Origin of the sequence: Leeuwenhoekiella blandensis MED217 (assembly GCF_000152985.1) — a bacterium.
Lineage (GTDB): Bacteria > Bacteroidota > Bacteroidia > Flavobacteriales > Flavobacteriaceae > Leeuwenhoekiella > Leeuwenhoekiella blandensis.
Genome location: NZ_CH672395.1, coordinates 3475764 through 3499129 on the forward strand (window position 1 = coordinate 3475764; position 23366 = coordinate 3499129).

A 23366-nucleotide genomic window follows, 5' to 3' on the forward strand; every position below is an offset into this window, starting at 1 on the left:
CCCTTTCACAATGTTAATTGCGGAATTCAAAAACGAAATCGGAATTGTTGGAATTTTAATAGCAATCATACAGATTCCAACTTATGCTCTGATTCTGAATAACAAACCGAACTGGAAATATTACTTACTCGGAATTCATTGCATTGCGGTAATTATTGGATTATACATTGGACTTGCAACAAAAAACTGGACTTTAAGTTGAGTGACTATGCTGCTAGTTTTTGATTATACATATCTATTTCAAATTCTTTAATAGTTCTGTTTCCTAAGTAGGAATGTCTTCTTCTGGTATTGTACCAGGTTTCTATCCACTGAAAGATAGATAACTCTGCCTGTGATTTAAGCTTGTATTTATGCCAATATACCCATTCTACTTTCAGAGATTTAAAAAAGGATTCAGCTACGGCATTGTCCCAGCAATTACCTTTTCTACTCATCGATTGTTTTACCAGGTCATTATAGCTTTTAAGTAGATTAGTAAATCTTTGGCTGGCATATTGGATACCTTGGTCTGAATGGAATATCAAAGGTTGTGTTAGTGTGGTATTTTTAATAGCCATCTGCCAAGCTTTTATAACAGTATCCTCAGTATTTAGGGTATCACTTAAAGCCCATCCTATAACTTTTCTATTGAATAGATCAATGATCACTGTTAGGTAACTCCAACCCTGATTGGTCTGAACATAGGTAATATCGCTTACCCATACTTGATTAGCCCTGGCTACATTAAAGCATTGGTTCAACAAGTTTGGTGCTATGGGATATTTATGGTTACTATCGGTGGTGGCTTTAAACTTACGCTTCCTCTTAGCGTATAAATAGTTTGCCTTCATTATACGGGCTACCCGAGGCTTTGATACCTTAAAGCCCAAAGCTTTCAATTCAGCCTTTATTCTAGGAGCTCCATAGCTTTGGTGACTATCTTCAAATATATCTTTGATTAATGAAGAGAGCTTCTGATTTTCTTTCCAAAGGGTGCTAGGACCAGATTTCAACCAGTGGTAATAACCGCTTTTACTCACGGCTAACATAGTGCACATCTTCTCAACAGGAAATTTCATACGATGCTGTTTTATGAACCTGTATTTTTCTTGTCGCTCGCGGAGAAGATGCCAATCGCCTTTTTTAAGATATCACGTTCTAATTCGGCTTCTTTGAGCTGTTTCTTTAAACGGGCTATCTCTTTTTGTTGATCGGTCATTTTAGGGTTACCACGGCCGGGAAAACTATTTTTACCATAATTCTTTTGCTCTTTACGCCACCGGTAAAGAACAGCAGGTAAGATATCCAGGTCCTCACAAACCTGTGCTACACTGCCTTTGGCGTAACTTAATTCTACTGCTTTTTGCTTAAACTCTAAAGTGTAATGTTTGGCTTTACGTCTCATGATTGCTAAGTTAACAACTTGCAATAATATTCATTCAACTCTATGTCCAGTCTAATGTAGTAATTCCACATTAACAACGGTTCATTCTAAAATATGTTTGGTTTTTTAATTATATCATTCTTTATACTTTTTTTCGGAGCTTTTATCTATTTTGGTTATTATCAAGATTATAAAAGAAATCCGAAAGAATTTATTAGAAGTATTATCGGAATGCCAATTGGACTTTTAGCAAGTTTTTTCGGACTCAATTCAATTGATGAAAGACTTAAAAAATGGGCAAATAACTCGGAATTGAAAAACAATGATCCTAAAAAATAAAAACGTCAGCCAACACCGGTAACCGTTGCACAAGACTGTAAAACGCAATATTATGAACATAAAAAAGCCGCTTTTAAGCGTTTTTTTTATGTTCATTTAGATTTAGACAAAATTCAAAACTCTTAAAATGGATTTATCGATGTTTGTTAGTCTACTTTTCAGAGAAAAAATGAAGCGCGCATCCTTGCTCCGTTTTCGTTCGCTTTTGGGTGAACTTTAGATCGTTGTCTTATCACCTAAAAATCAAAACACCTCATATACAGTTTTTGTTGGATATCGCGGTGACTTCACTACTTTTAAAGTATAGACAGGTGGTTTTGAGACAGACTGCCGTTGTAAACAATTATGAAATCGAGATTCGTATTAATATTATTTCTAATTATTCCACTTTTTGGTATCGGACAGGGTTTTGAGCTGAAAAAACCAATTGTTGCGGAACTGAATGTGTAAGCTTCCCCAGACTAGAACTGCTTAATCTTCCAAAACTGGTTTAAAATTATTGTTTTTCATTCTCTTGGGGCTAGCCCCAAGAGAATGGAGTTTTGCGTATTGCACTGGTGCTATTTTGCCCAGTGAGTCATGGGGACGATATTTATTGTAATCTTCCATCCATATTTGAGTTTGTTCCCTTACCTGATCAATGTTTTCAAAGATATATTTATCTAGGACACCTCTGCGATAGGAGCCATTAAAGCGTTCTACAAAAGCATTTTGAGTAGGTTTGCCTGGTTGTATGTATTTAAATTCAATTTCATGCATTTTACTCCATTCAGCAGTTAGGTTTGCTATGAATTCAGGACCATTGTCCATCCTGATCCTATTTGGCTTACCTCGTCGGTTAATTAGGTGATTAAGTACCCAGACTACCCGATTACTGGTTAAAGAAAAGTCTACTTCAATATGTAGTGCCTCTCGATTAAAATCGTCTATTACGTTAAAAGATCTAAAACGTCTCTTGTTTTCTAGGACATCGCTTACGAAATCAATACTCCAAGTATCATTCAATTCTTCAGGAATCTCCAAAGGCTCCTGTATACGCGCGGGCAGGCGCTTCTTTGCTTTTCTTCTTAAAGGAAGCCCTAAAGATACATACACCCTGTGTACCCGCTTATGATTCCAAGGCTTTCCTTCGTTACGGATACGCCAGTAGGCTTTCCAGAAACCCTCTTCTGAATGTTCTTCTGCTTTGTCTCTAAGAGCTTGTTCTATAGGAGTATCATCCTTGGGTAAAGGTTTGTAATAATAAACACTTTTACTCATATTAAGCACTCGGCACGCCCTACTGATGCCGTAGCGGATAAGTTCTTTAGCTATGGTGCGTTTACGGCAGGGCTTTAGAGCTTTTTTTCAATAATCTCTTTTGCCATTTGGTGGTCTAGTGCTAAAGAGGCATACATCTGCTTTAGACGGGCGTTTTCAGCTTCGAGCTCCTTAATACGCTTAAGTTCTTTGCTGCTCATACCAGCGTATTTAGAACGCCATTTATAAAAGGTAGAGGTACTGACACCGTATTCGCGGCTAATTTCTTCAACACTCTTACCGTTGTCGAACTCCTTTAAAATTTTTGCAATCTGTGTAGGTGTGAATTTGCTTCGTCTCATACTGTTTAAAATTAAGAATTATTACACTTCTAAACAGTTCGGTTTGAAGGGAAGCTTACAAATGCGGAATTGAAAAAAACGAACTACTCACAGGATGTGACTTACTTATATCTAATTCGGAATTATAAAGCGGAATCTGAAAAATTGGATATTAAAAAATATGATTATCCTGATTACAATATTTGTGCATTTAAACAAAAATTTGAACATGGAATTGTTTACTCGGAAGAACAGTGTAGAGAAGCAGGTGGAATAATAACAAAACTGATTTTACCGAAAACCGACAAAGAAAGCTTAAACCAATGGGTTGAATTAATTTTTAAAAGTTCGCCAATGGACATAGAACACGGATGGAATTCAGAGAAAACCAAATTTGGTCCGACTGACGATGGTGTTGGATGCTACTTTGAAATTAAGGAAACTGAAAACAATACTGAAATTGAAATGTATTGCGGTTGTTAAATTGGATTTATGGTATTTACTAAAGAAACAAAGGACAACGAATTTTACGTGTATATGAATGGAAAGCTGATTTACAAAAGATGGTTAAAAACAGGTCAATCAAAAGTTTTTGACTTAATGGCTTATGACAAATACACAGAATATTCCTTAAATGATAATTAAAAATAACTATTTACAACACTAATAACCGTTACACAATTCTATAATATCTAACAAAGCCTATTCATTTAAATCTCAAGGACATCACCTAAAAACTTTAAACCCCTCATATGCAGCTTTTGTTGGATATCGCAGTCACTTCAACTACTTTTAAAACATAAACAGGTAGTTTTGAAGACCCACTGCCGTTACCTGCAAGCTGAAAAAAATGAGTGAAGTCAAGATTGATGTTTATCACAAAGAAGAGAAAGTGACAACTACTCTTTACGTTGAACAGTTATCTGAAAATAGATTTCGGATGATTGACAATGACTTTTGCAACCCTAAACTGACTTTGGGTACGGAATTTGAAACGAGAATTAACGAAGACCAAAAGCACGTGATAACAAAAATCACAAAGGAATCGGAATTTATTACTCGCAGATTTGGATTGACACCAAACCATAAAGAATCAGACTATCGAATGCTTGGGGAGGAATTGACAAAAAGAGGTGGGTTTTGGCAAGTTGACCTTGGGAGTATTGCCATTGTAAACATATCAAAAGATTTCGAATTTGACATCGACCAAGTCATCAAAGAATTAGATTTAAAACTGGTAGAAATAACCGAATGAAATACTTTAAACGAAATTGGAATGAAACCCGTGGAGACCAATATGACAGTTGGGGGAAATCAGTTTGGCTTTTCGAGACGGACAATAACGGAGAAGTTTTAAGACAAATTGAGATTTATGACAATGGAAAAGTCTTAAAATATGATAACCAAAATATTGAGGACGAATTTGGAATGCTTGCCGACCAAAATATTGATTTGACCGAATTTAATGAGTTTACAATAAAAAAAGAAGAGTTTGAAAATAAATGGAAATAAAAGCCAGCGTACAACAAAGAACTGAGTTAAAATCCAAGAGTATTTAGTTCAATTTTGTCGCATAATTTGGGTCATAGGGCAAGCCGCTCTTTGCGATTGCAAAAGCTTGTTTTATTAGTTTATTTATAACTGCTATTAGTGCTAGCTTTTTACTTTTGCCTTTTGCTATAATACGTTCATAAATTTTCCTACAGGCAGTATTGTATTTACTTGCAGAGAAGGCACATAAAAACAAAAGATTTCTGAGTTTTTGGTTACCCATTTTACTGATTCTGCTTTTACCCCTGACACTGCTCCCTGATTGCCGTATGGTGGGCGTTGTGCCTGCAAAGCTACAAAGCTGCGATGCAGTTTCAAATTTGGTAAAACCATCAGTTAACACGATCAATAAAGCTGCTGTTTTATCTCCTAAACCTGGGATACTCTTTAAATTAGTCAACTGTTGCTGGTGCTCTGCTTTAACTAGAGATAATAAGCGCGTTTCTAGGGATTTTATCTCTTTATCCAATATCTTTTTTGATCTGTTCAATGATCTAAAAACCGCTTTTGAAGGTATACCTAAAGCTTGCTCTCCGTGAATTTTATTCTTTAGCTGAGTGCGCTGTTTTAAGTACAGCTCTAATAAACGTAGAAGTTGTAGAGATTCTGCTTGATTCTGATCCTTTCCCGTATATAAAGGCACTGGGTTGATCAAAGCATAGTCACATATGGCTTTAGCATCACTCTTATCGGTCTTTACTTTAGATAAACGCATCTGTATAAACCTCTTTACAGATAATGGATTTACTACAGAAACCGGTTGGCCAGATTCAAACAGGAATTGTGCTAAACAATAATGATAATAACCGGTTGCTTCCATAACGACAATTGCTGATTTTTCAAGCTCTTTAATGAACTTTTTGAACCCGGCAACAGTATTAGGGTATTGACGGTAAAAGCCTGTTGTATTTGCTACATCAAAGACATCTTTGCTAATATCTACTCCATAAGTTTCACTATATTTACTCATAACAATTAGATTTTGGAAAGGACGATCTACTTGGTGTTCAACAACTTTAAATCGAGGTTAGCGCCTCACAGAACTGATCGAAATCTAAGTAGAAAAGAGCAGTGATTATCAATGTTGACGGAATCTGAAGTTCCAACGGCTATAGTAACCTTAACCTGCTCTTTTGTTCTTTCTGATTAATGCTATAATTTAAACAGAATCAAACTTAAGATGGCTACAATTTGACAGAATTGCGAAAAATTAAATTTAATAAAAAACTCATATTAGTACTGACATTTATTTGCGGAATGATATCCTGTAATTCTTATAAAAATCTTCCACAATGACAATCAAATATCTCATTCCATTCTGCATTCGAAAACGATACTTTGACTGTTAAAGTAAATGACAGTATACGCTTTAAAAATCATCGGATTGAAATGATTCCTGAATTGGGAATTTCTAAAAATGCATCAATCTATGTAAAAGGAAAAGAGTTTCGAGTTTCTGGAACTTTTAAAACGATCGAAATAATTGACAAAGAGTTAGGTTTAAAAATTAATAGGACTTTAAAGTTTGACACAATTTTAAAAGCCAAAAACGGACGATATATTGACATTGGAGCGAATAATGAAAAAACACTAATCGAACAGCGAAAAAAAATAAGAATAGTTGAATAAAAAACTAAGCACAACATTGGTAACCGTTGCACAAGCTCTTAATTTCTAATAAAACCTATTTATTTAAACCTCAAGGACATCACCTAAAAACTTTAAACCCTTCATATGCAGTTTTTGTTGGATATCGCAGTCACTTCAACTACTTTTAAAACATAAACAGGTAGTTTTGTAGATCTACTGCTGTTGACAGCAAGTGAAAATGACACACGTAATTCAAATATTTAAATCAGTCGAGAGAATTGAGAAGCTCGACTATTCGACCGAGTCTCGACAACTTCTTGACAAATGGGGAGACAGTTTTGTTTCAAAGACAGGCTACTTGACAGACAGTACTTTGCTTCTTCCAATTAACAAGGAACAAGAGCCTGATCTAAAAACTGCTGACCTTGTAATTATTCAAGACATTAACGGTTTTGACCCCTTCCTTGTCGAAAAGTCTTGGGACAAGACAAATTGGCCCAGTTGGTTTAAAAACAGCAGAAAAAACGATGTGCTATCTGCAAACCGACAGCTTATATGTTTCAACCGACTTTTAAGAAAAGGGACTTTTGAAATATTCAAAATAGAGAAAAATGAGTCTGGAACATTTGACCTTCATTTGAACTATTCAGCCAACGAATTTCATATTGGTATTCCAAAGCGAGACGACCACAAAATAGCAGAACTTAAACTTGGTAAGCCTATTAGATACAAAGTGAATGGAAAATCAGATTTTACTATGACTGGGAGAAAACAACGGACTTTTGTAGAATACGATTACATATTTGAATATTTAGGCCAGGCAGACAAAATGGAATTCAGGGATTTGAACAAAATCGGAAAAACTAAGTCGATACCAACTGATAACTACAAACTCGTTGACGAGAGAAAAATATTAAAATAATACACCAGCAGCCAACACGGGTAAGCGTCGCACAAGTCCATAACTTCTAGAAGTGCCTAATTTTTTCAACCGCTTTTAAGCGGTTTTCTTTTTTCTACCATATAGATTTAGACAGAATTCAGAACTCTTAAAACCGATTTATCGCTGTTTGTCAATCTGTTTTTCAGAAAAAAATAAAGCGCGCACTCCTGCTCCGCTTTTGGGTGGTCTTGAGGTTGTTAAATCCCAATATACCCAGAAGTAGGTATTGACACATATTGGACGCATACTTATATTCGAAATCTATTTTTTAAATTTTCCATTTATGAAACTATCAAAGACCCTATTAACACTAACAATCATAGTGTCTTGTGTGTCTATGATTCAGGCCCAAAAGATCGTACAGTTCAGTGAGTATAAAATCTATAAAAACGAATATGGCCACACAAAGATCAGGATTGAACCGCACACCAGAAACACCGATATAGGTGCAGATGCCTCTAAGTATCAAAAGAGTTCCAACGTCTATGGCGTTTTGATCTGCTATAGTATAAATGGCGAAAAAAAGGCTAAGCTTCTAGATATGACCTATAAACTAAAAAATAAAGGCTATTACGAATATGGTCTCTCTTACAGCAGTAATTCTAAAGTAGGATCAGTAAGCGTCACGTATTTTAATATGGTTGATGATCCGGAAAGTAAGTGGCCTAAAAAGGGGGATTGCTTTTAAATGGGTTGCGTAGCACAACTTGTAAGCAGACTGAAAGATCCCTATTTCAACAATTGCCTTATGGATCTTTACAAATTCAGCAGGTCTTTAGTAATTTAAGAGCATACCGTATACCCTCCTAAAAGTCATCGTAAAACTTATAACATAATTAGTAAGACCAATATTTAACTTGTATAAACATTATGCCTTTATGAAGATGTGACAAAAGCTTAAACACAGCTTTAAATAGTTGAACAAAGACAGTTTACAAGCTGATAATGAAAACTTTGTAAGTTAATTCACATCGTAATTAATTTAAATTCTCACACGTATTGCTTCATTTAAAATAACACTTATGATTAAAAACATACGCTTCCTTTTCATTCTAGTTTTTACGATACTATCAAATAATTTAAGAGCTCAAGACGATGATTTACAAACCATTTATTTTGATGGTTATTCTGACGGCTATGAAATAACAGCCGAAGCTGATATTTATAGCAAAGTTGGCAGTTTTCGGAGGGAAATGGAGAGTGGAGTTGGATGCTTAGAAATAACTTTGAAGGAATTTAGAATAACATCTATCTATGTAGATGGAACTTTTTATAGTGATAACGATACGTTTCCCGATATAGAGATGCCTGACGGTAGTTACGGAGGACTCTATAAAGGTTTTTCTATCCCTTTCTCAAATGATGGCGCACTCCCTAAAATAAAATTTGAAGTAAGAAATATCCCTGATAATGTTTTTAGCATAAGAACACCTTCAGAAGTTGGACCAAAAGGTAGTTGCGTTTTCTTTGATGTTCCTGGAAGTGTAGATGAAGGTGAAGAAAATTGGAAACACGCAGTTGTTGGAAATCACGAAATACTCAGTTTAGTAGGTGGTGAAGCAACAACACTTGCTTCAACGATTAGGAATTATTTAAAAATAAAAGACAATGCTTCTCGCTTAAAACAGAAGCAAGCAGAAAATAAAGAGGAAGAAAAAAATAGGAATGAGGAAGAAAATAAGAATGACGAATCTGTAAATGAGAGGTCTTCTATGAATCAAAGCGACCGTGAATACGCCCAAAGAAAATCACGCGAGCAAAGACAAAAAGACTTTATCAAACGTCAAAATGAGGAAATAGAAGCTAAAGAAAAAATATATAAAGAAAGTGTATTAGGAGCTACAGACCGTCTTGCCGGAGCTGTTAAAACCATGATGGATGAAAATGAAGCTGCGCGAAAGAAAAAAGCTGAAGAAGAATATCAAAGAAACTTAGCCCGTGAGAAAAGATTAGAGAATAATATGAATCAAGCGGCTGAAAAAATTTCTTCATTTTACTGTGCCATCAATAAATTGATAGGTAGCGTTTCAGATAGTAGTGAATGTTCCTATAACGAACGCAAGAATGTCTACGCCCCAGATGATGACAAAAAACATTCATTAGGCTATACTTTAAAAAATGCAGAAAATAGGAATGATGAGTTCCTATACGTAAGTTATCTCCATTTGAGGCCGCTTTCTGATAAGAACAATAATTATTCATTTAAGTATACCTATACGCAGCCTGCAAAAACACCAGTTGCCCAAATTAATAACCTAAGTGGTAATTCACTTGAAAAATACATTCAGCTCATCGAAAAAGCTACACAAGAAACCTTAACCAAGGTACGGAACCTTAATGGTTTACTGGGCAGTGATATTACATTACTATTATTTGAAAACAATAAAGAAAACCTAAACAAAACACTTGATCAAATTTCAGATTTATCCACGCTACCGATCACAACAACCAGCAACGATTATCTAGCAAATTGGGAATACTTAAATTTTGAAAAAGGTCTGGATCTGGTTGATCTTATTAAAAATGATCATTTGAACAAAGCAACTGACATAGTACTCAAAACCAAAGATAATGAGCTAGTTTTTCTAAATAATGGCAAGTTTATAGTCTTAAAGAACTATGAGCTTTTAAATGATTATTTAAATTTAGGAGATGGAGAGCTTGCACAAAATAAGCCGCTTCCTAAGATAAAAGGTGAGTACCTTGAGATTTCAGATTGGCAACGTATAGTAATGTTTCAATTTTTTAGACACAGGAATATCTACCTAAATATTGAAGGTACAAGTTATCCTGCAGTAACCAATTACGGCTATAAGCCTCAATCTCGAAAAAAAGTACCTCTCGCATTTTGGGACATGGGTGATGTGAGCGGCAGGGCCAATAACTTTCTGTATATCTATAAAAAAGCTGATGATCTTTACGGAGATCCTGAGAATCTAAATTTTTATTTCCCTATTGACGCAGATGCTTATCTCCATACCGGAAAATACAGACCTGCCATTGGTTTTGGGACCTACTCAACAGTTCAGAAAGATAATTACGCCCATATTGAGTTTAAATATATTGGAGGGATGGACTGGACCGCAGCTATAGAATTAAAAGGCCTAGAAAAGGTAGATAAGGTAAAAGGAAAATTAAGGCTGATTACAGATTCTAACTCAAACTCATGGAGTACGCGTCCATATAAAAGTAAGGAGCCGTACGATTTTGGGATAGGATACAAAGAAAAGAAAAAAGATAAAATTTTATCTGAAAGCGAGCCCACTAAATTTATAAAATACCGTATTAAAGATTGGGAATTGATCTATGTGTACGACGTTTTGAAACCTAGAGAAAACGGTGCGGTCAGCTGGCTGGCAATCTCCAATGGGTATAACACTTTTTTCCCGGACAGATTAAAAAGTAATGAGGCCTACAAAGCATACGATAATCAGAATGCATTTTTTGAATCGCATATCAATGGATATAAAGAAAAATTAAATCTGACTGATTTAGAAGATTTTAATCTGCTATACAACGACTTACTGAAAAAGAATAGTGAAATAGGCGGATATGAAAAAACTATAGGTTATAACCGCAAAAATATCATGAGAAATCTCGAAATTTTAAATAAGAGTCAAGACGAAATTACAAACCAAGATGAACCTAAAGAAAAGGAGGCTTGGGTTGCTCATGAAACAGCTGACTTTAAAATTGAGTTTCCTGACAGTTGGGAATTGAACACCAATACACCTGATGCAGCTACTTTTCACCTATATTCAAATAATTCTGCTATTCGTATGGAGATGGGTGAAAAACCTCAAACATTGACTTATGAAAACTTACTTGAAACAAATGGTATTCTTAACGGTCTTGAAAATTCAATTGAAGATTTTATTGTCCTAAAAAATGAAACAATCAAGAAGGATGATAAACAATACATTCAAGTGATTTGGAAAGGGAAAAAAGCAGGTCAAACCTTAGAAACTGAAATGCGATTCTATTTGACAAACGATAAGATCTTTGCTATAACGCAAATTTCGTGGGAAAATAAAACTGCTGCCGATCAAAATACAATTAACAATGTGCTTGATAGCTTTGAATTTTGATTTCAAAGTTGGTAATGTTTTTTAGAGAAAGCAGCGTATTTGGTGATTAAAGTTAAGTTTAATGGAACTGAGTAGTAAATTGATTGATTTTCAAATCTTTTGCATTAGCTCTGATTCATAAAGAATATCACTATTCTTTCCCTAAAGCTCGTTAGAACTAGTTAGCTTTCTTAATCCAGCATAACATTTAATTTAAATAATTACTTTAAAGACCAGAGAGCAATGCCACTTAATATAGTACACACTTGCTAAAATGAAACATCAAAGTTTGTTGGTATTTGACAGTTTAGTATCTTAAAAAGCACCATCCATACTCCTAGAAACTCATGAAACAAGGCTTAACGATTCTTACTGCTATTAGTGTTTTGATATTTGGCCTAAAAAGCTTTGGGCAATCAAGTTGGGAGGTTCAGCAAAAAATCACGTTGGACAGATACACCAGTTACCAAGGCACTATCGAAAACGGGAGAAAGTTTCAGTTATACCTCGTTCCTTCTTCTCAGGCGTGTCCCAAGGAACAAGGACCATCAAGAAGAATCAGGGTTGAGGGTTGGTATCGCATCGATAACGGTTTAAAAACACCACTTATAGGTTTTAGTAGCGACGAAATCTGTAACAACTCCTTAACCTTGTTTGTTCCACAAAAGCGAAGCGAAGCTTTTGTAGATGAGCATTGTAAACCCCTAAATACAAAAGAACGCTTTGAACAACTTCCTCGTGAACGCCCCGGTATATTGGTATGGAACAAGGCTAATGGTCAAAAACAAAAAATAAAGCTGCAGCAAGTACATCCATTTAGCTGGAACACACAAGCCCAGATAGCAATACACGCAAACGGACTATTGCTTAAAACCGTTGACCTGAGTGCGCTATCAAAAAACACGTTTATCGAACAAGTTGAAATAATTGGTAAAAAACACATCAACAATAAATTCCATGTATTACTAAAATATGCGCATCGATCCAAACCCGGTTCCTATGGCCGAGGAATGTGTGCTAATGGTATAGAAGAATTTATTGCACACCTGGTCATCAATCAGGATTGTGAAGTTGCTCTTTTTGAACAAGAGCGGTTAAACAGTTGTCTTTTACAACTTGATGGGAATACTGTAAATTACGATCCTAAGCATCCCGAACTTGGGATAGCAACCAACACAAGGGCGCATTAATTTTGGTAGTTCAGCCCTGAATTATGTTTCGTACGCTAAGCCAAGCTTTTAATTGAGCAATATGTAATAGCTTTATAGTTAAAAGAATACACCTAATCCTAGAATAGAACGTCATCAAAAAGAACGAAATTATACTACAACCCCTTCGACTCGAAGCCGGGTGGCAAGTCGACTACAATCAATGGTATGAAGTAGACCCTATTGAAGGTTTTGAAAGCTATTTTGAAGGCTCTAGTTTGCTCATCCTTAAAAATCCAGACCGATTAAAATTCATTGACGTCGAATGGCGACCGGAAAGGGATTTGAGTGGAAGCTTTCATCTTACGGTTTTAAACTATTTAGAAGATTACGACAACCGCCTTAACACGTTTGAGGTCAATCCCGATTGGGATAATCCAATTCTGGAGATTTCTATACACTCAAGGTTAGCTTTGGTAAACCAATTAGAAGAATTAATGCGTATTTTACCTCCGTACGAAGACCCAAGAATGACACTTCAACGGGGCGTCGTTGATGATACTTCGGAGTCCTACAGACTGGAGCTCATTACCAACGGAATCTCGACAGAACTCGTTGGCAAGATCATTGAAAACGGAAGTGCTCAAATTCAGAATCACTGTTTAGATCATCCTGAGATCACCAGAGATCTTATCAAACAATTTGCTGAAAATGGGATTACCAAAAAGGTCAAGAACAAAGCCAATACAAAACTAAAAAGCAAACGGTGGCGGTAGTCAAAACAAAATGCTTATTGAGTTCAAATTACATGTAATTCAATTACTTTTAAAGTATTAAAGAGGTGGTTTTCGCTGGCACCAATTTGAGAAATGACAAAATACATTAAAATATTTGTTCTGTTTTTAACTCTATCTGCTTGCGGACAAAATACGAATGGAATGAAAACACCTGAAAATGCAAATGAGAAATTTGCAGAATTTATCGCAAAGAAAAAGTTCATAGCTAAAAATCATTATGCTGGTATCGCTGACGAAAAAATGCGACCGATTTTTACAGAGAAAGTTAATCGTGCTGCTGCTGACTTTAAAAATGTAGCGGAATCTGAAAATCCGACTGAGAAAAAATATCAAGAGAAAATTAAAATTGGACTTTCAAGGTTTGCCGAGGTTTATATGGAATTGGACACTGAAGACCGAGAAAGAGTATGTACTTACTTTGAGGAATTAATGGACATTGTAGGTTTAGAAAGTTCAAATGGACAACTAAATAGATTTATGTATGGTTTTGACCCAAACGAAATGACAAATAAAAATTAAAAAACCTATGCACAGCTCCATATAAACACCTGATCATTCATCTTCGTTACCTCAAAGACTTTAGGTTGGATATCGCCCTGCTTCAACTAGTTTAAAATGCAAAGAGGTAGTTTTGAGCATTACTACCGTTTCAATACTTCAAAATGCTAAAAACATCAAACAAAAGAAGTTGTACCTTAGCCGTAACCTGAACGCGCAGCGCATTTCATGAACAACCTCTTCCATATTTTCAAAGTTGATGCCCAAGAAGCACAACGCATTGCTCAACTGCCTAATGCTCCGCATAATCACGATTTTGAGGAGTTATTGATCGGTATTGAAGGTCAACTGGAGCATTTTATAGATTTTGAAAATGTGACCATCAACGCACCTTTTGTAAGTTTTGTGACCAAAAATAAAACGCATCGCGTGCTCCCAAAAGCGGTTGACGGCAAGTGTAGTATATGGGGCATTCGCTTTAAAAGTGAGTTTATCCCCGAAACTGCATTTCAGTTGTATGCCTTGTATCACAATCACGCCAATCTTGAGGTAGCAAATGCGCATACGTTTAAACGCTTGATCACCCTCATCACTATGATGTATGAAGAGTATCAACAAGAACAGATTGATTATGCATTGATCCGGCAGCTGCTAAGTGTTCTATTGACGATGATCGAACGGGAGCGCAAGCAAAGTGACCCGGAAACCGCTTCTCAAAAAAACCAACAGATCGCCTTTGGTAACTTTCTACAAATCTTAGAAAAACACTACAAACAACCCCACGGGGTTGAGTTTTATGCCGAAAAACTCTTTATGACCTCCCGCAACCTCAATCTCATTTGCCACGCTATATTAGAACAAAGTGTCTCTGAGATCATTGAGACCCGAAAGCTCACCGAGGCTAAAAACCTTTTGATCACAACCGATCAAACTATCTCTGAGATCGCCTACCAGTTGGGCTATAAGGAAGGCTCCTACTTCTCGAAAGTCTTTAAGAAAAAGTCGGGACAGTCTCCCGGGGAATTCCGCGAGGAGATGAGAAACACGCTTATTTCCTAAAATTACCCAACAGCTTCCGAATAGTATAAAAGTCGGAGCACTATCGATTCTCATCTTTGTAGTCGTAATTAAAAACACTATAAAAATGAAACGTTTAAACTTGATTGTCACAGCAATCTTTCTTTTTGGAGCATGGCTTTCAAATGCTCAGACACAACCTGAAATCTGGAAAAATGACCCGCCGCATTCACAGCTGTATTTTACAGTTACACACTTAGGATTTAACAAGATCAGCGGAACTTTTGATGATACTGTTATCGAAGTAACCGCTACTGAAGCAGATTTTAGCGATGCGCGTTTTGAAGTAACAGCACAGACCAATTCTATAAATACGTTAGTTGAAGCTCGAAACAACCACCTGAAAAGTGCCGACTTTTTTGATATTGAAACCTATCCTACGTTGACCTTTACCAGCACCAACCTCAAGAAAAAAGGAAAAAATAAATACAAACTTACCGGTGATCTTACGATGCACGGCGTGACTAAACCGGTAACGCTAGATTTGGTTTACCAAGGTGAAACCGTAAACCCAATGAGTTCAAAACAAACCATTGCCTTTAAAGCGACAGGAACTTTAAAACGTTCAGATTACGCCATAGGCGGAAGTTTTCCTGAAGCGATCATTAGCGATGAAGTACACATAGAATTTAATGGCGAATTTGTGCAGTAAGCCGGGTTCATTTCTATATCACTTCTTTAATATAAATCTATGAAAACACTACATAAACTAGTCGCTGTACTCGTATCAGGAACCTTCTTGGTAAGTTGTTCCGACACAAATTCTGAAGCCTTAGAAGCTAAAATAGCCTCACTCGAGACCGAATTGCAAGCCTATAAAGCTGCTGAATGTCTTACGCAAGAACGCCTTATAGCTTTTGACACCCTGGATTTTGAGTTTTATACCAATCAAAAGTGGGAGGGTTTTAGTCAAAGTCATACCGATGATATTGTGGTTTATAATGCCGACGGAAGCATTTCTAAAGGCTTATACCCTAACCATATCGACGATCTAAAACCTATGTTTGTTTTTGCTCCAGATACCAAAATAAAATTACATCCTGTAAAATTTGGCACCGGCGATTGGACCGCTGTGATCGGCGAGTTAGAAGGAACATTTACAGAACCTATGCCCATAGCTGCTGGTAAAAGCATTCCACCTACCGGTAAAAAATTCAAACTCAAAATGGCTACGATTGGCCATTGGGACGGCACCAAAATGACCGAAGAATATTTGTTCTACGACAACTTATCCTTTATGAAGCAAATTGGCCTTGCAGAATAAGTCGGTTTCAAGATCAGCAACATAATACCCTATAAAAGTGGACAGGCGAGTTGCCTGTCCGCTTTTATTATTCAGAAGCAGGAAACTACCTCAAAACGATCATCAGATGCTTCGGTATAGGCAAAGCGATAGAAAATACTATCTTTAGTACTGTAAATGAATTCTATACGAGCGTTTTACCTCGTAAAGACGTGCACTACACCTATGATCAGCATCTTTAGAAAAATCAGACAGCAACTCGTATCTCAAAATAAATTCAGCAAGTATTTGATCTATGCGATCGGCGAAATCATACTCGTGGTTATTGGCATCCTGATCGCCTTAAAAATTGATAACTGGAACGAACGCATCCAACAGGATAAAGAAGAACTGAAAATCCTGAAGAGCTTACACAAGGCGATCACTATTAATATTGAAGAATTCCATACGACCTTTGATGCGCAGATCAACAGAAACGGAAGCCTGCAACAAGCCATCTTTACCGAAATTTCAAACCTGCCGCTTCCGCATCTTGATTCGTTGATCACTACCAATGTTAAAAACCATACCTTCGATCCTTCGACCGGTATTTACAATGCGATGATCAATTCGGGTAAGATCCAGTTGATCTCTAACGATTCGCTCAAGAACAAAATTTCCAAGCTTGATGACCGGGTAAAAGACTATCAGGAAAGTGAAGATGAGATCACCGCCTATACCAAAGCGCATTTAGAGACCTATTTTATAGACCACTACACCATCGATCCCGAAGTTTTAGCCCGGCTGAGAGCACGCACAGAAGAAGAGAAAAAGACCGACAGCCTTGCTTACGTTCAGGTTTTCAATGCTCAAGAAGTCAAGAATATGTACATTTTATTGCTGAATAAAATGAGCGAAGTCATCACCAAAGGAGAAGACCTGGAAGCTGAATATACAAGCTTAGCCCAAGCCTTAAAAAAGGAAATAGCATTGAAGGATTGATGAAAACTTTGGCTTTCTGGTGATTCTTTCAAATGACAAAATTGAAAGTTTCGCTAAAAAATAATTCCGAACGATTTTCAACAAGCAATAAGGCTATAAATTATTCGGCATCAAATCGTTTCGTTTAACTGCTCTTACCACAGTATTTTCATTCTTAAATCGTGGCACGATTTTTTCGCTCTGAATTACAATCAAAAAACGAAAAAAACCAGTTAGATGTTCAAAAAACTACACCTTAGCCTGCTTCTTTTCAGCCTTGCTTTACTTGTCGCCTCTTGTGAACGCGATGATGAGATGCTTCAGCAACCTGATTTCAGTATCAAGCCGTCGCTTAATTTTAAAATTGAAAGCAGCTATGCCAACGGCTGGATCAAAAATGCCCGCTATCAAAGTCTAGATGCTACTCCTACTGAAGTTTTTGAATATTACGAGAACGGGTACATCAAATCGGCTCAGGTGTACGCCAGCTACCCCAATCAATATATGTATATGGAAATTAGCCGTAGTGAAGACAATTTGCCCTTATGGTCAAAATACTACCGCCCTGATGGTTCGTTATGGTTTAAAACCGAATATGTAGACGGACTGCCAAAACAAAAAACCATCATAGATGCTTCGGCCACTACTGTTTATGAATACGCAAACGGCGAACTTCAACAGATCACACGCACTGACGAAGTGGCAAACAGCAGTAGTACAACGACGTTCGATAGGGAAGCCAACACAAGACAGCTTAAAGTCGTACAAAATGACGAAGTTGTTCTGGATCAAGAATACCCTTACCACGAGGCTATGGGAGCCGGGATAGACACCAAAACGCATACGCCGCTGGGAAATCCTTTTAGTGGTGCTGAGACTTCGTATCTGCCGCTTAATCAAAGTTTTTCGCAAAGTGTTACTTGGGAGCGTGATGCAGACCCGATAAGTATGATGTTTCCGTATCGCTTGTTTGATGCGTTTTACAATCCCGGCAACTATTTTGCAACACAGTTTAGCGTTGCAACCCAATTGTATCAGTCGGTTATCGAGCAATATCCGGTTACCGAAAATGGAGTCCTGCTTGGTGGTGGCAAATATGAAGCAGGTATCGACCGGTTAGCAAATTCTTTTGAAATACGCGATTCTCTGGCTCAAGTTCGTGACAACGATCCTGAGCGTTACAAGCTTCAATACGGAAATGAGTATCTGCATAAAATAGGCTACGGAAAGTATTTCTTTATTATTGGTGCCCTGCGCAACTTACCTACAGACGAGGCTGCCCAACGTGCGATCAAGGCAGCAGCACAGAAAAAACTCAACAGTGTCACCCAAGAAGGCATTAGTCTCACTGCTGAAGAAGAAGAGCTCTTGGCAAAAGTGTGGTTTGAAGTGAAGTTTTTTTCTACACTTAAATCCCACACCAACGGTGTTGTGATCGAGAGTGTAAATGATTATGAGCAAGCCTTGCAGGAGATCAATGATGCAGAACCTTCAGTCATCCAATTGGAGTATCGCAGCATCAACGATTTGTAAACGGTAAAGCCGATGGCTTTCTTGGTTACAACAAACTCCGTAATTAGCTGAAGCAAAACGGCAAACAGCCTCATCTTCTACAACTTCCTCGAAGACAAAGAGCACGCTGACGCCTTACGCATCGCTGTAAATCATGTTTTTAAAAGCATCAACGACAAAAAACTAAGCCTAAGAACATAAAATGGACATTTCTAAAGCGCGTTTTTGAGCGTCTCCATTTCACTTAAAACACTATATTTGAGCTACATATAGCTTCACAAAACTGAAGCTACAACCTTGATATGAAGTTTTTCAGAAAGATCAGACTGAATTTACTTGCTAAGCAAAAGTTTTCAAAATATCTCATCTACGCACTTGGTGAGATCATTCTGGTGGTGATCGGGATTTTGATCGCTCTGGCTATTGACAACAGCAACCAAAACCGGATCAACAACGACAATGAAAACATATATCTCTTAGGATTAGAACAAGAATTTCAAGCAAGCAAAACGAAATTAACCGAATTGATCGCGGTAAATCAAACCAATTATTCAGGCTCCAAAAAGATTCTCAATTATATGCTCAATACACAAAGCGCGCCTACAGAAGGTGAATTCTCGCGCTTATTGTACAACACGTTTTCTAAAGACATAAGATTTAATCCCAATAACTCGCTCTTACAGGAAATGATCAATTCTGGTAATCTTAAAAACTTATCAGACCCTGAATTGCGAAAAAAGCTTACCAACTGGATTGCCACTTTAGAAGATATTTCAAGGCAAGAAAATGACCTCAGCGTTCAGCGCGAGAAAGTATTGGATATGTTTAGAACCCATGATACCAGCTTACGTACTATTTTTGAGCAAACCGGCGTTAACGACATCCTTGAATTGCCAAAGAGCGCGACGAGCCTCAGCAACCTGCACTTATTAGAATCAACAACATTTGAAAATAACATTCTGATGTTTATGCTTACCAGTTACTCTACAGAACAGGCACATTACCTACCGTTGCTTGACGATCTGGATACGATTCTATCCACAATCCAAAAGCAGATCAGACGGTCTTAAAAAATACCTTCTACCTGAAAAAAGATTGAATTTTCCATACTTAAAACAAAAAAGAAGTCCATTTTTGCCCCCTTTACCTTATTATGACAAATAATACCTCTCCAAGCAACAAGCTTCTTTTTTCAATTTTTATAGGGCTTTTCCTTTTAACCTTCAGTAATCTTAACGCACAATACAGCTGGACACAGGGTCAACTTCTACTTAAAAATGGAGACACCTTAAGTGGAGAAATCAGACTCCCTGTTGTTTCAAAAAACGTAGTGAATTTTGGTGGAAAAGAAAAAGTACGTTACCGTAAAACCTCTGAAGCTAAAACAACAAAGTTTAAGGAAGAGGATGTTGCTAAGATTATCTTTCATAAAGACCAAAACACAGCTACCTTTATCTACGTCCCTACTTCCAAACGAAAAAAGGAAATCTTTGAAATTGTTACTCGCGGAAAAGCAACGCTTTATGCCCGCAGAGTAAGTGTCTCCGGAGCTACTCCTATGTTTGGAGCAGCTGCAGCAACCGGAATGGGACCTCTTAATTACTGGAGCTATTCTTTTGACAACTACAATGAGTTTTATGTAATGCGTTCGGGAGAAACGGTCGCTTCTCCATTAATTACCATAAGGCTTTCACGTTCCTTTAGAAAACGAGCTATAGATTATTTTGACGACTGCTCATCCCTAACTCAAAAGTTGGAGCAAAAACTTTATGAGGAAGAAGACATAAAGACGGTTATTGAAACCTATAACGCTTGTGAATAATTATAAACGTAGATGGTAATTATTTTTTTCGCCTTCTGTCTTAACCTTAGCATTCTCGCAAACTCCCTCAGAGCAAGCCTGTTTGCCGACAAGAGTAGGCCCATGAGGCATTGGTTGAAAACGACTTTTCAATTTCGAGGCATTCCGATAGTTATCGGGACGGAGTATTAAATCCTTTGGCGGTGCCAATAAACTTCCAAATCCGGCAGGTAAGCTAAACAGTTCTTATTATATTCGGCGCCAAACGTAAACTATCTCCTAGATCGTGAGGTACGCGTTAGAAAAATATCAATTGCTAGGCATACTTCGGGGATTCAACCCCTGTGATGCCCATAAAACAAGCTAATGGCTAAAGAAGGATATGTGGTCGTGCAAGGCGCCCGCCAGAATAATCTCAAGAATGTTTCTGTTGAAATTCCGCGGGATGCTCTCGTAGTGTTTACCGGTATTTCGGGCTCCGGAAAATCATCCTTAGCCTTTGGCACCTTATACGCCGAAGCACAACGAAGGTATTTAGAGTCGGTTTCGCCCTACGCGCGCAGATTGTTCAACCAAATGCCCATTCCTGAAGTAGATGCTATTGACGGACTACCGCCTGCCGTAGCGCTACAGCAGCAACGCAGTTCGGGTTCTACCCGATCTACAGTAGGTTCGGTGACTACGCTTTCTAACTTGCTGCGTATGTTATATTCCCGCGCAGGAAACTATCCGGAAGGTCAAGAACTTTTATATGCCGACGCCTTCTCAACCAATACGCCCGAAGGAGCCTGCCCGGAGTGTCACGGTTTAGGAAAAGTGTATTCCGTAACCGAAAAAAGCTTGGTTCCTGACGATAGCTTAACTATTAGAGAACGGGCGATTGCTGCCTGGCCCAAAGCCTGGCAAGGCAAAAACCTGAGGGACATTCTGGTCACCTTGGGGTATGATGTAGATATCCCGTGGAAAGAACTTCCGCAGGAAGAAAAAGACTGGATTCTATTTACTGAAGAAACCCCTACCGTACCGGTCTTCCGTGATCGCAGTCCGCAAGAAGTACAGCAAGCGCTAAAGAACAACGAGCAACCCAGCTATAAAGGCACTTACACCAGCGCAAAAAATTACATTCTACACACCTATGCCAATTCGCCCAGCGCATCGATGAAAAAGCGCGTGTCTGAATATATGGTGGGCAGCACCTGCCCGACGTGTAACGGTAAACGCCTGCGCCCCGAATCACTTTCAGTAACTTTTGCAGGTTATGATATTGCCGAGATCGCTCAGCTTCCGCTAAAGCAATTGAATGCTATTTTCAAACCTTACAGTGAAGGTTCGGCTTCAGCATTAAAAAAACTGGCAAAAACCAATCAGGAAAAAGTTTTGGTCACCCAACGCATCGCCGAAGATTTTGTAAGCCGTATTGAAGTGCTGCTCGATCTTGGATTAGGTTATTTAGCACTCGACCGAAATACCCCAACGCTCTCTCCCGGAGAACATCAACGCCTGCGACTTGCTACACAAGTAAGAAGTAATTTATTTGGTGTTGTTTATGTTTTAGACGAACCTTCGGCAGGGTTGCATCCAGCAGATACGGCTGCTTTATTACGCACCTTAGCGATGCTGAAGGATGGCGGAAATTCAATTTTTGTGGTAGAACACGAACTCGATGTGGTACGCCAAGCCGACTGGATCGTTGATGTAGGTCCAGACGCCGGCGAAGGTGGCGGCAGGATTTTGTACAGTGGCCCACCGGAAGGTTTAAAAGACTGCGCTGCTTCAAAAACAAGAGCGCATTTGTTTAATGAAAATCCTTTTCAGCAAACTTCACGTAAAAAACCTCAACATTGGCTCAAACTTGAAGGTGTCACGCGCAACAACCTTAACCAACTCGATGCGGCTTTTCCCATTGGGGCGCTGACCTCAGTTACCGGAGTTTCCGGTTCAGGGAAAAGTAGCTTGGTTAGTCAAGCGCTGGTAGAGTTAATGAAGATACACTTAGGAAACCCGACTTCTGAAGAAAACGAAGAGTCCGAAGAACTCTTGCAACAGGAAACGGAACAGCCTCTTTCAGGAAGTATTACCGCAGGAAGCGAGCATCTCAAACGTATGGTGCTCGTAAATCAAAAACCCATAGGTAGAACGCCGCGTTCTAATCTTGCGACGTACACCGGACTTTTTGATACCGTACGCAAACTTTTTGCTAAGACCGATCTGGCAAAATCGAGAAAATACAAAGCCGGACGCTTTTCGTTTAATGTGGGTAAAGGCCGTTGCCCCAATTGTGAAGGAGAAGGTGCAGTAATGGTAGAATTGTTGTTTTTACCCAGCGTTTATGCGCCTTGTCCCGTATGTGATGGCACCCGCTACAATGCCGAAACTTTAGAAGTTACCTACAACGATAAAAACATTGCCGAAGTACTGAATATGACCGTAACCGAGGCTACCGATTTCTTTAAGGCTGAAGCTCGGGTGCATCAACCGCTTCAATTGCTAGAGGATGTTGGCTTGGGGTATTTGCGTTTGGGACAACCCGCTACCGAACTTTCGGGTGGAGAAGCACAGCGTATCAAGTTGGCCAAAGAACTGCAACGCCAAAACAATGGTAAAACACTATACGTACTTGACGAACCTACAACCGGCCTGCACCCTACCGATGTTGAAAAATTACAATTGCAACTCAATCATTTGGTGGAAGCAGGAAACACTGTAGTTCTTGTTGAGCACGATATGCAGGTGATTGCAGCAAGTGATTGGGTGATTGATATGGGACCCGGCGCAGGTGACGAAGGAGGTACTATTGTTATTGCCGGCACTCCCGAAGAAATTGCTGTAAGCAAGACAAGCAAGACAGCATCCTATCTGCAAGAGGTTTTAAGAGGATAATGCACTACGGTCTT

The 23366-nt window shown here is 38.1% G+C and carries 22 protein-coding genes; 19 read left to right on the plus strand and 3 right to left on the minus strand.

Annotated features, from left to right (window positions below; translation table 11 throughout):
* Nucleotides 1-206: 206 nt before the first annotated feature.
* Nucleotides 207-1411, minus strand: a protein-coding gene (locus MED217_RS14850) for an IS3-like element ISLbl1 family transposase (protein ID WP_154648898.1) whose coding sequence is annotated in 2 segments (ribosomal slippage) — nucleotides 207-1132 and nucleotides 1132-1411 — 1206 coding nt in all. Because the reading frame shifts where the segments join, the coding sequence is not laid out codon by codon here.
* Nucleotides 1412-1480: 69 nt separating this feature from the next.
* Between MED217_RS14850 and MED217_RS14860 the strand changes: the two genes are divergently transcribed.
* Nucleotides 1481-1705, plus strand: a complete 225-nt coding sequence (locus tag MED217_RS14860; protein WP_009781367.1) for a hypothetical protein — start codon at nucleotides 1481-1483, stop codon at nucleotides 1703-1705.
* A 471-nt stretch (nucleotides 1706-2176) separates the two neighbouring features.
* Here the strand turns inward: MED217_RS14860 and MED217_RS14865 are convergent.
* Nucleotides 2177-3306 (minus strand): IS3-like element ISLbl2 family transposase gene (locus tag MED217_RS14865; protein ID WP_088124387.1). Its coding sequence is split into 2 segments (ribosomal slippage): nucleotides 2177-3045 and nucleotides 3045-3306, totalling 1131 coding nucleotides; the frame shifts between segments, so codons are not numbered across the junction.
* 69 nt (nucleotides 3307-3375) lie between these two features.
* Here MED217_RS14865 and MED217_RS14875 point away from each other — a divergent pair.
* From MED217_RS14875 to MED217_RS14885, 3 genes are all read left to right on the plus strand, one after another.
* Nucleotides 3376-3768: a hypothetical protein gene (locus MED217_RS14875; RefSeq protein WP_154648957.1), complete on the plus strand. Its 393-nt coding sequence runs from the start codon at nucleotides 3376-3378 to the stop codon at nucleotides 3766-3768.
* A 367-nt stretch (nucleotides 3769-4135) separates the two neighbouring features.
* On the plus strand, nucleotides 4136-4540 hold the full coding sequence (locus MED217_RS14880) for a hypothetical protein (protein WP_009781370.1): 405 nt from the start codon (nucleotides 4136-4138) through the stop codon (nucleotides 4538-4540).
* Complete coding sequence (locus tag MED217_RS14885) at nucleotides 4537-4797, plus strand: hypothetical protein (RefSeq protein ID WP_009781371.1); 261 nt, start codon at nucleotides 4537-4539, stop codon at nucleotides 4795-4797. The genes MED217_RS14880 and MED217_RS14885 overlap by 4 nt, the downstream gene beginning before the upstream one ends.
* Before the next feature lie 43 nt (nucleotides 4798-4840).
* On the opposite strand, the gene MED217_RS14890 is transcribed toward MED217_RS14885, so the two are convergent.
* A complete protein-coding gene (locus MED217_RS14890) occupies nucleotides 4841-5806 on the minus strand; it encodes an IS110 family RNA-guided transposase (RefSeq protein ID WP_009780787.1) in 966 nt (321 codons plus the stop codon).
* Between the two features lie 368 nt (nucleotides 5807-6174).
* On the opposite strand from MED217_RS14890, the gene MED217_RS14895 reads away from it, so the two are divergent.
* The 15 genes from MED217_RS14895 (at nucleotide 6175) to uvrA (ending at nucleotide 23352) form a co-directional block, all read left to right on the plus strand.
* On the plus strand, nucleotides 6175-6465 hold the full coding sequence (locus tag MED217_RS14895; protein ID WP_154648958.1) for a hypothetical protein: 291 nt from the start codon (nucleotides 6175-6177) through the stop codon (nucleotides 6463-6465).
* A 319-nt stretch (nucleotides 6466-6784) separates the two neighbouring features.
* Nucleotides 6785-7348 carry a hypothetical protein gene (locus tag MED217_RS14900; protein ID WP_154648959.1) on the plus strand — a complete coding sequence of 188 codons (564 nt, stop codon included), beginning with the start codon at nucleotides 6785-6787 and terminating at the stop codon, nucleotides 7346-7348.
* A 304-nt stretch (nucleotides 7349-7652) separates the two neighbouring features.
* Nucleotides 7653-8057 (plus strand): hypothetical protein, encoded by a 405-nt coding sequence (locus tag MED217_RS14905; RefSeq protein WP_154648960.1) that lies wholly within the window; start codon nucleotides 7653-7655, stop codon nucleotides 8055-8057.
* 334 nt (nucleotides 8058-8391) lie between these two features.
* A complete protein-coding gene (locus MED217_RS14910; protein ID WP_009781375.1) occupies nucleotides 8392-11457 on the plus strand; it encodes a hypothetical protein in 3066 nt (1021 codons plus the stop codon).
* 326 nt (nucleotides 11458-11783) lie between these two features.
* Nucleotides 11784-12626, plus strand: coding sequence for a hypothetical protein (locus MED217_RS14915; RefSeq protein WP_009781376.1), 843 nt, complete (start codon nucleotides 11784-11786; stop codon nucleotides 12624-12626).
* 236 nt (nucleotides 12627-12862) lie between these two features.
* Complete coding sequence (locus tag MED217_RS14920; protein ID WP_230199280.1) at nucleotides 12863-13360, plus strand: hypothetical protein; 498 nt, start codon at nucleotides 12863-12865, stop codon at nucleotides 13358-13360.
* Nucleotides 13361-13522: 162 nt separating this feature from the next.
* Nucleotides 13523-13900 (plus strand): DUF4844 domain-containing protein, encoded by a 378-nt coding sequence (locus MED217_RS14925; protein WP_230199281.1) that lies wholly within the window; start codon nucleotides 13523-13525, stop codon nucleotides 13898-13900.
* Nucleotides 13901-14107: 207 nt separating this feature from the next.
* Nucleotides 14108-14938 carry an AraC family transcriptional regulator gene (locus tag MED217_RS14930; protein WP_009781379.1) on the plus strand — a complete coding sequence of 277 codons (831 nt, stop codon included), beginning with the start codon at nucleotides 14108-14110 and terminating at the stop codon, nucleotides 14936-14938.
* 85 nt (nucleotides 14939-15023) lie between these two features.
* Nucleotides 15024-15608: a YceI family protein gene (locus tag MED217_RS14935; protein WP_009781380.1), complete on the plus strand. Its 585-nt coding sequence runs from the start codon at nucleotides 15024-15026 to the stop codon at nucleotides 15606-15608.
* Nucleotides 15609-15647: 39 nt separating this feature from the next.
* Nucleotides 15648-16220, plus strand: a complete 573-nt coding sequence (locus MED217_RS14940; protein WP_009781381.1) for an ester cyclase — start codon at nucleotides 15648-15650, stop codon at nucleotides 16218-16220.
* Nucleotides 16221-16376: 156 nt separating this feature from the next.
* Nucleotides 16377-17180 carry a DUF6090 family protein gene (locus tag MED217_RS18640; RefSeq protein ID WP_154648961.1) on the plus strand — a complete coding sequence of 268 codons (804 nt, stop codon included), beginning with the start codon at nucleotides 16377-16379 and terminating at the stop codon, nucleotides 17178-17180.
* 216 nt (nucleotides 17181-17396) lie between these two features.
* The gene (locus tag MED217_RS14950) at nucleotides 17397-18692 is read left to right on the plus strand and encodes a hypothetical protein (RefSeq protein ID WP_009781383.1); all 1296 of its coding nucleotides are present in this window, start codon (nucleotides 17397-17399) and stop codon (nucleotides 18690-18692) included.
* Nucleotides 18693-18973: 281 nt separating this feature from the next.
* A complete protein-coding gene (locus MED217_RS14955) occupies nucleotides 18974-19741 on the plus strand; it encodes a DUF6090 family protein (RefSeq protein ID WP_009781384.1) in 768 nt (255 codons plus the stop codon).
* Nucleotides 19742-19824: 83 nt separating this feature from the next.
* On the plus strand, nucleotides 19825-20493 hold the full coding sequence (locus MED217_RS14960; RefSeq protein WP_009781386.1) for a hypothetical protein: 669 nt from the start codon (nucleotides 19825-19827) through the stop codon (nucleotides 20491-20493).
* Nucleotides 20494-20838: 345 nt separating this feature from the next.
* Nucleotides 20839-23352: an excinuclease ABC subunit UvrA gene (gene uvrA, locus MED217_RS14965; protein WP_009781387.1), complete on the plus strand. Its 2514-nt coding sequence runs from the start codon at nucleotides 20839-20841 to the stop codon at nucleotides 23350-23352.
* The last annotated feature ends 14 nt before the right edge of the window (nucleotides 23353-23366 follow it).

Bases quoted from the DNA above. Each gene is read 5' to 3' on its own strand.
- MED217_RS14860 (WP_009781367.1), top strand. From the start codon at position 1,481: ATGTTTGGTTTTTTAATTATATCATTCTTTATACTTTTTTTCGGAGCT.
- MED217_RS14880 (WP_009781370.1), top strand. From the start codon at position 4,136: ATGAGTGAAGTCAAGATTGATGTTTATCACAAAGAAGAGAAAGTGACA.
- MED217_RS14885 (WP_009781371.1), top strand. From the start codon at position 4,537: ATGAAATACTTTAAACGAAATTGGAATGAAACCCGTGGAGACCAATAT.
- MED217_RS14890 (WP_009780787.1), bottom strand. From the start codon at position 5,806: ATGAGTAAATATAGTGAAACTTATGGAGTAGATATTAGCAAAGATGTC.
- MED217_RS14905 (WP_154648960.1), top strand. From the start codon at position 7,653: ATGAAACTATCAAAGACCCTATTAACACTAACAATCATAGTGTCTTGT.
- MED217_RS14910 (WP_009781375.1), top strand. From the start codon at position 8,392: ATGATTAAAAACATACGCTTCCTTTTCATTCTAGTTTTTACGATACTA.
- MED217_RS14915 (WP_009781376.1), top strand. From the start codon at position 11,784: ATGAAACAAGGCTTAACGATTCTTACTGCTATTAGTGTTTTGATATTT.
- MED217_RS14925 (WP_230199281.1), top strand. From the start codon at position 13,523: ATGAAAACACCTGAAAATGCAAATGAGAAATTTGCAGAATTTATCGCA.
- MED217_RS14930 (WP_009781379.1), top strand. From the start codon at position 14,108: ATGAACAACCTCTTCCATATTTTCAAAGTTGATGCCCAAGAAGCACAA.
- MED217_RS14935 (WP_009781380.1), top strand. From the start codon at position 15,024: ATGAAACGTTTAAACTTGATTGTCACAGCAATCTTTCTTTTTGGAGCA.
- MED217_RS14940 (WP_009781381.1), top strand. From the start codon at position 15,648: ATGAAAACACTACATAAACTAGTCGCTGTACTCGTATCAGGAACCTTC.
- MED217_RS18640 (WP_154648961.1), top strand. From the start codon at position 16,377: ATGAATTCTATACGAGCGTTTTACCTCGTAAAGACGTGCACTACACCT.
- MED217_RS14950 (WP_009781383.1), top strand. From the start codon at position 17,397: ATGTTCAAAAAACTACACCTTAGCCTGCTTCTTTTCAGCCTTGCTTTA.
- MED217_RS14955 (WP_009781384.1), top strand. From the start codon at position 18,974: ATGAAGTTTTTCAGAAAGATCAGACTGAATTTACTTGCTAAGCAAAAG.
- MED217_RS14960 (WP_009781386.1), top strand. From the start codon at position 19,825: ATGACAAATAATACCTCTCCAAGCAACAAGCTTCTTTTTTCAATTTTT.
- uvrA (WP_009781387.1), top strand. From the start codon at position 20,839: ATGGCTAAAGAAGGATATGTGGTCGTGCAAGGCGCCCGCCAGAATAAT.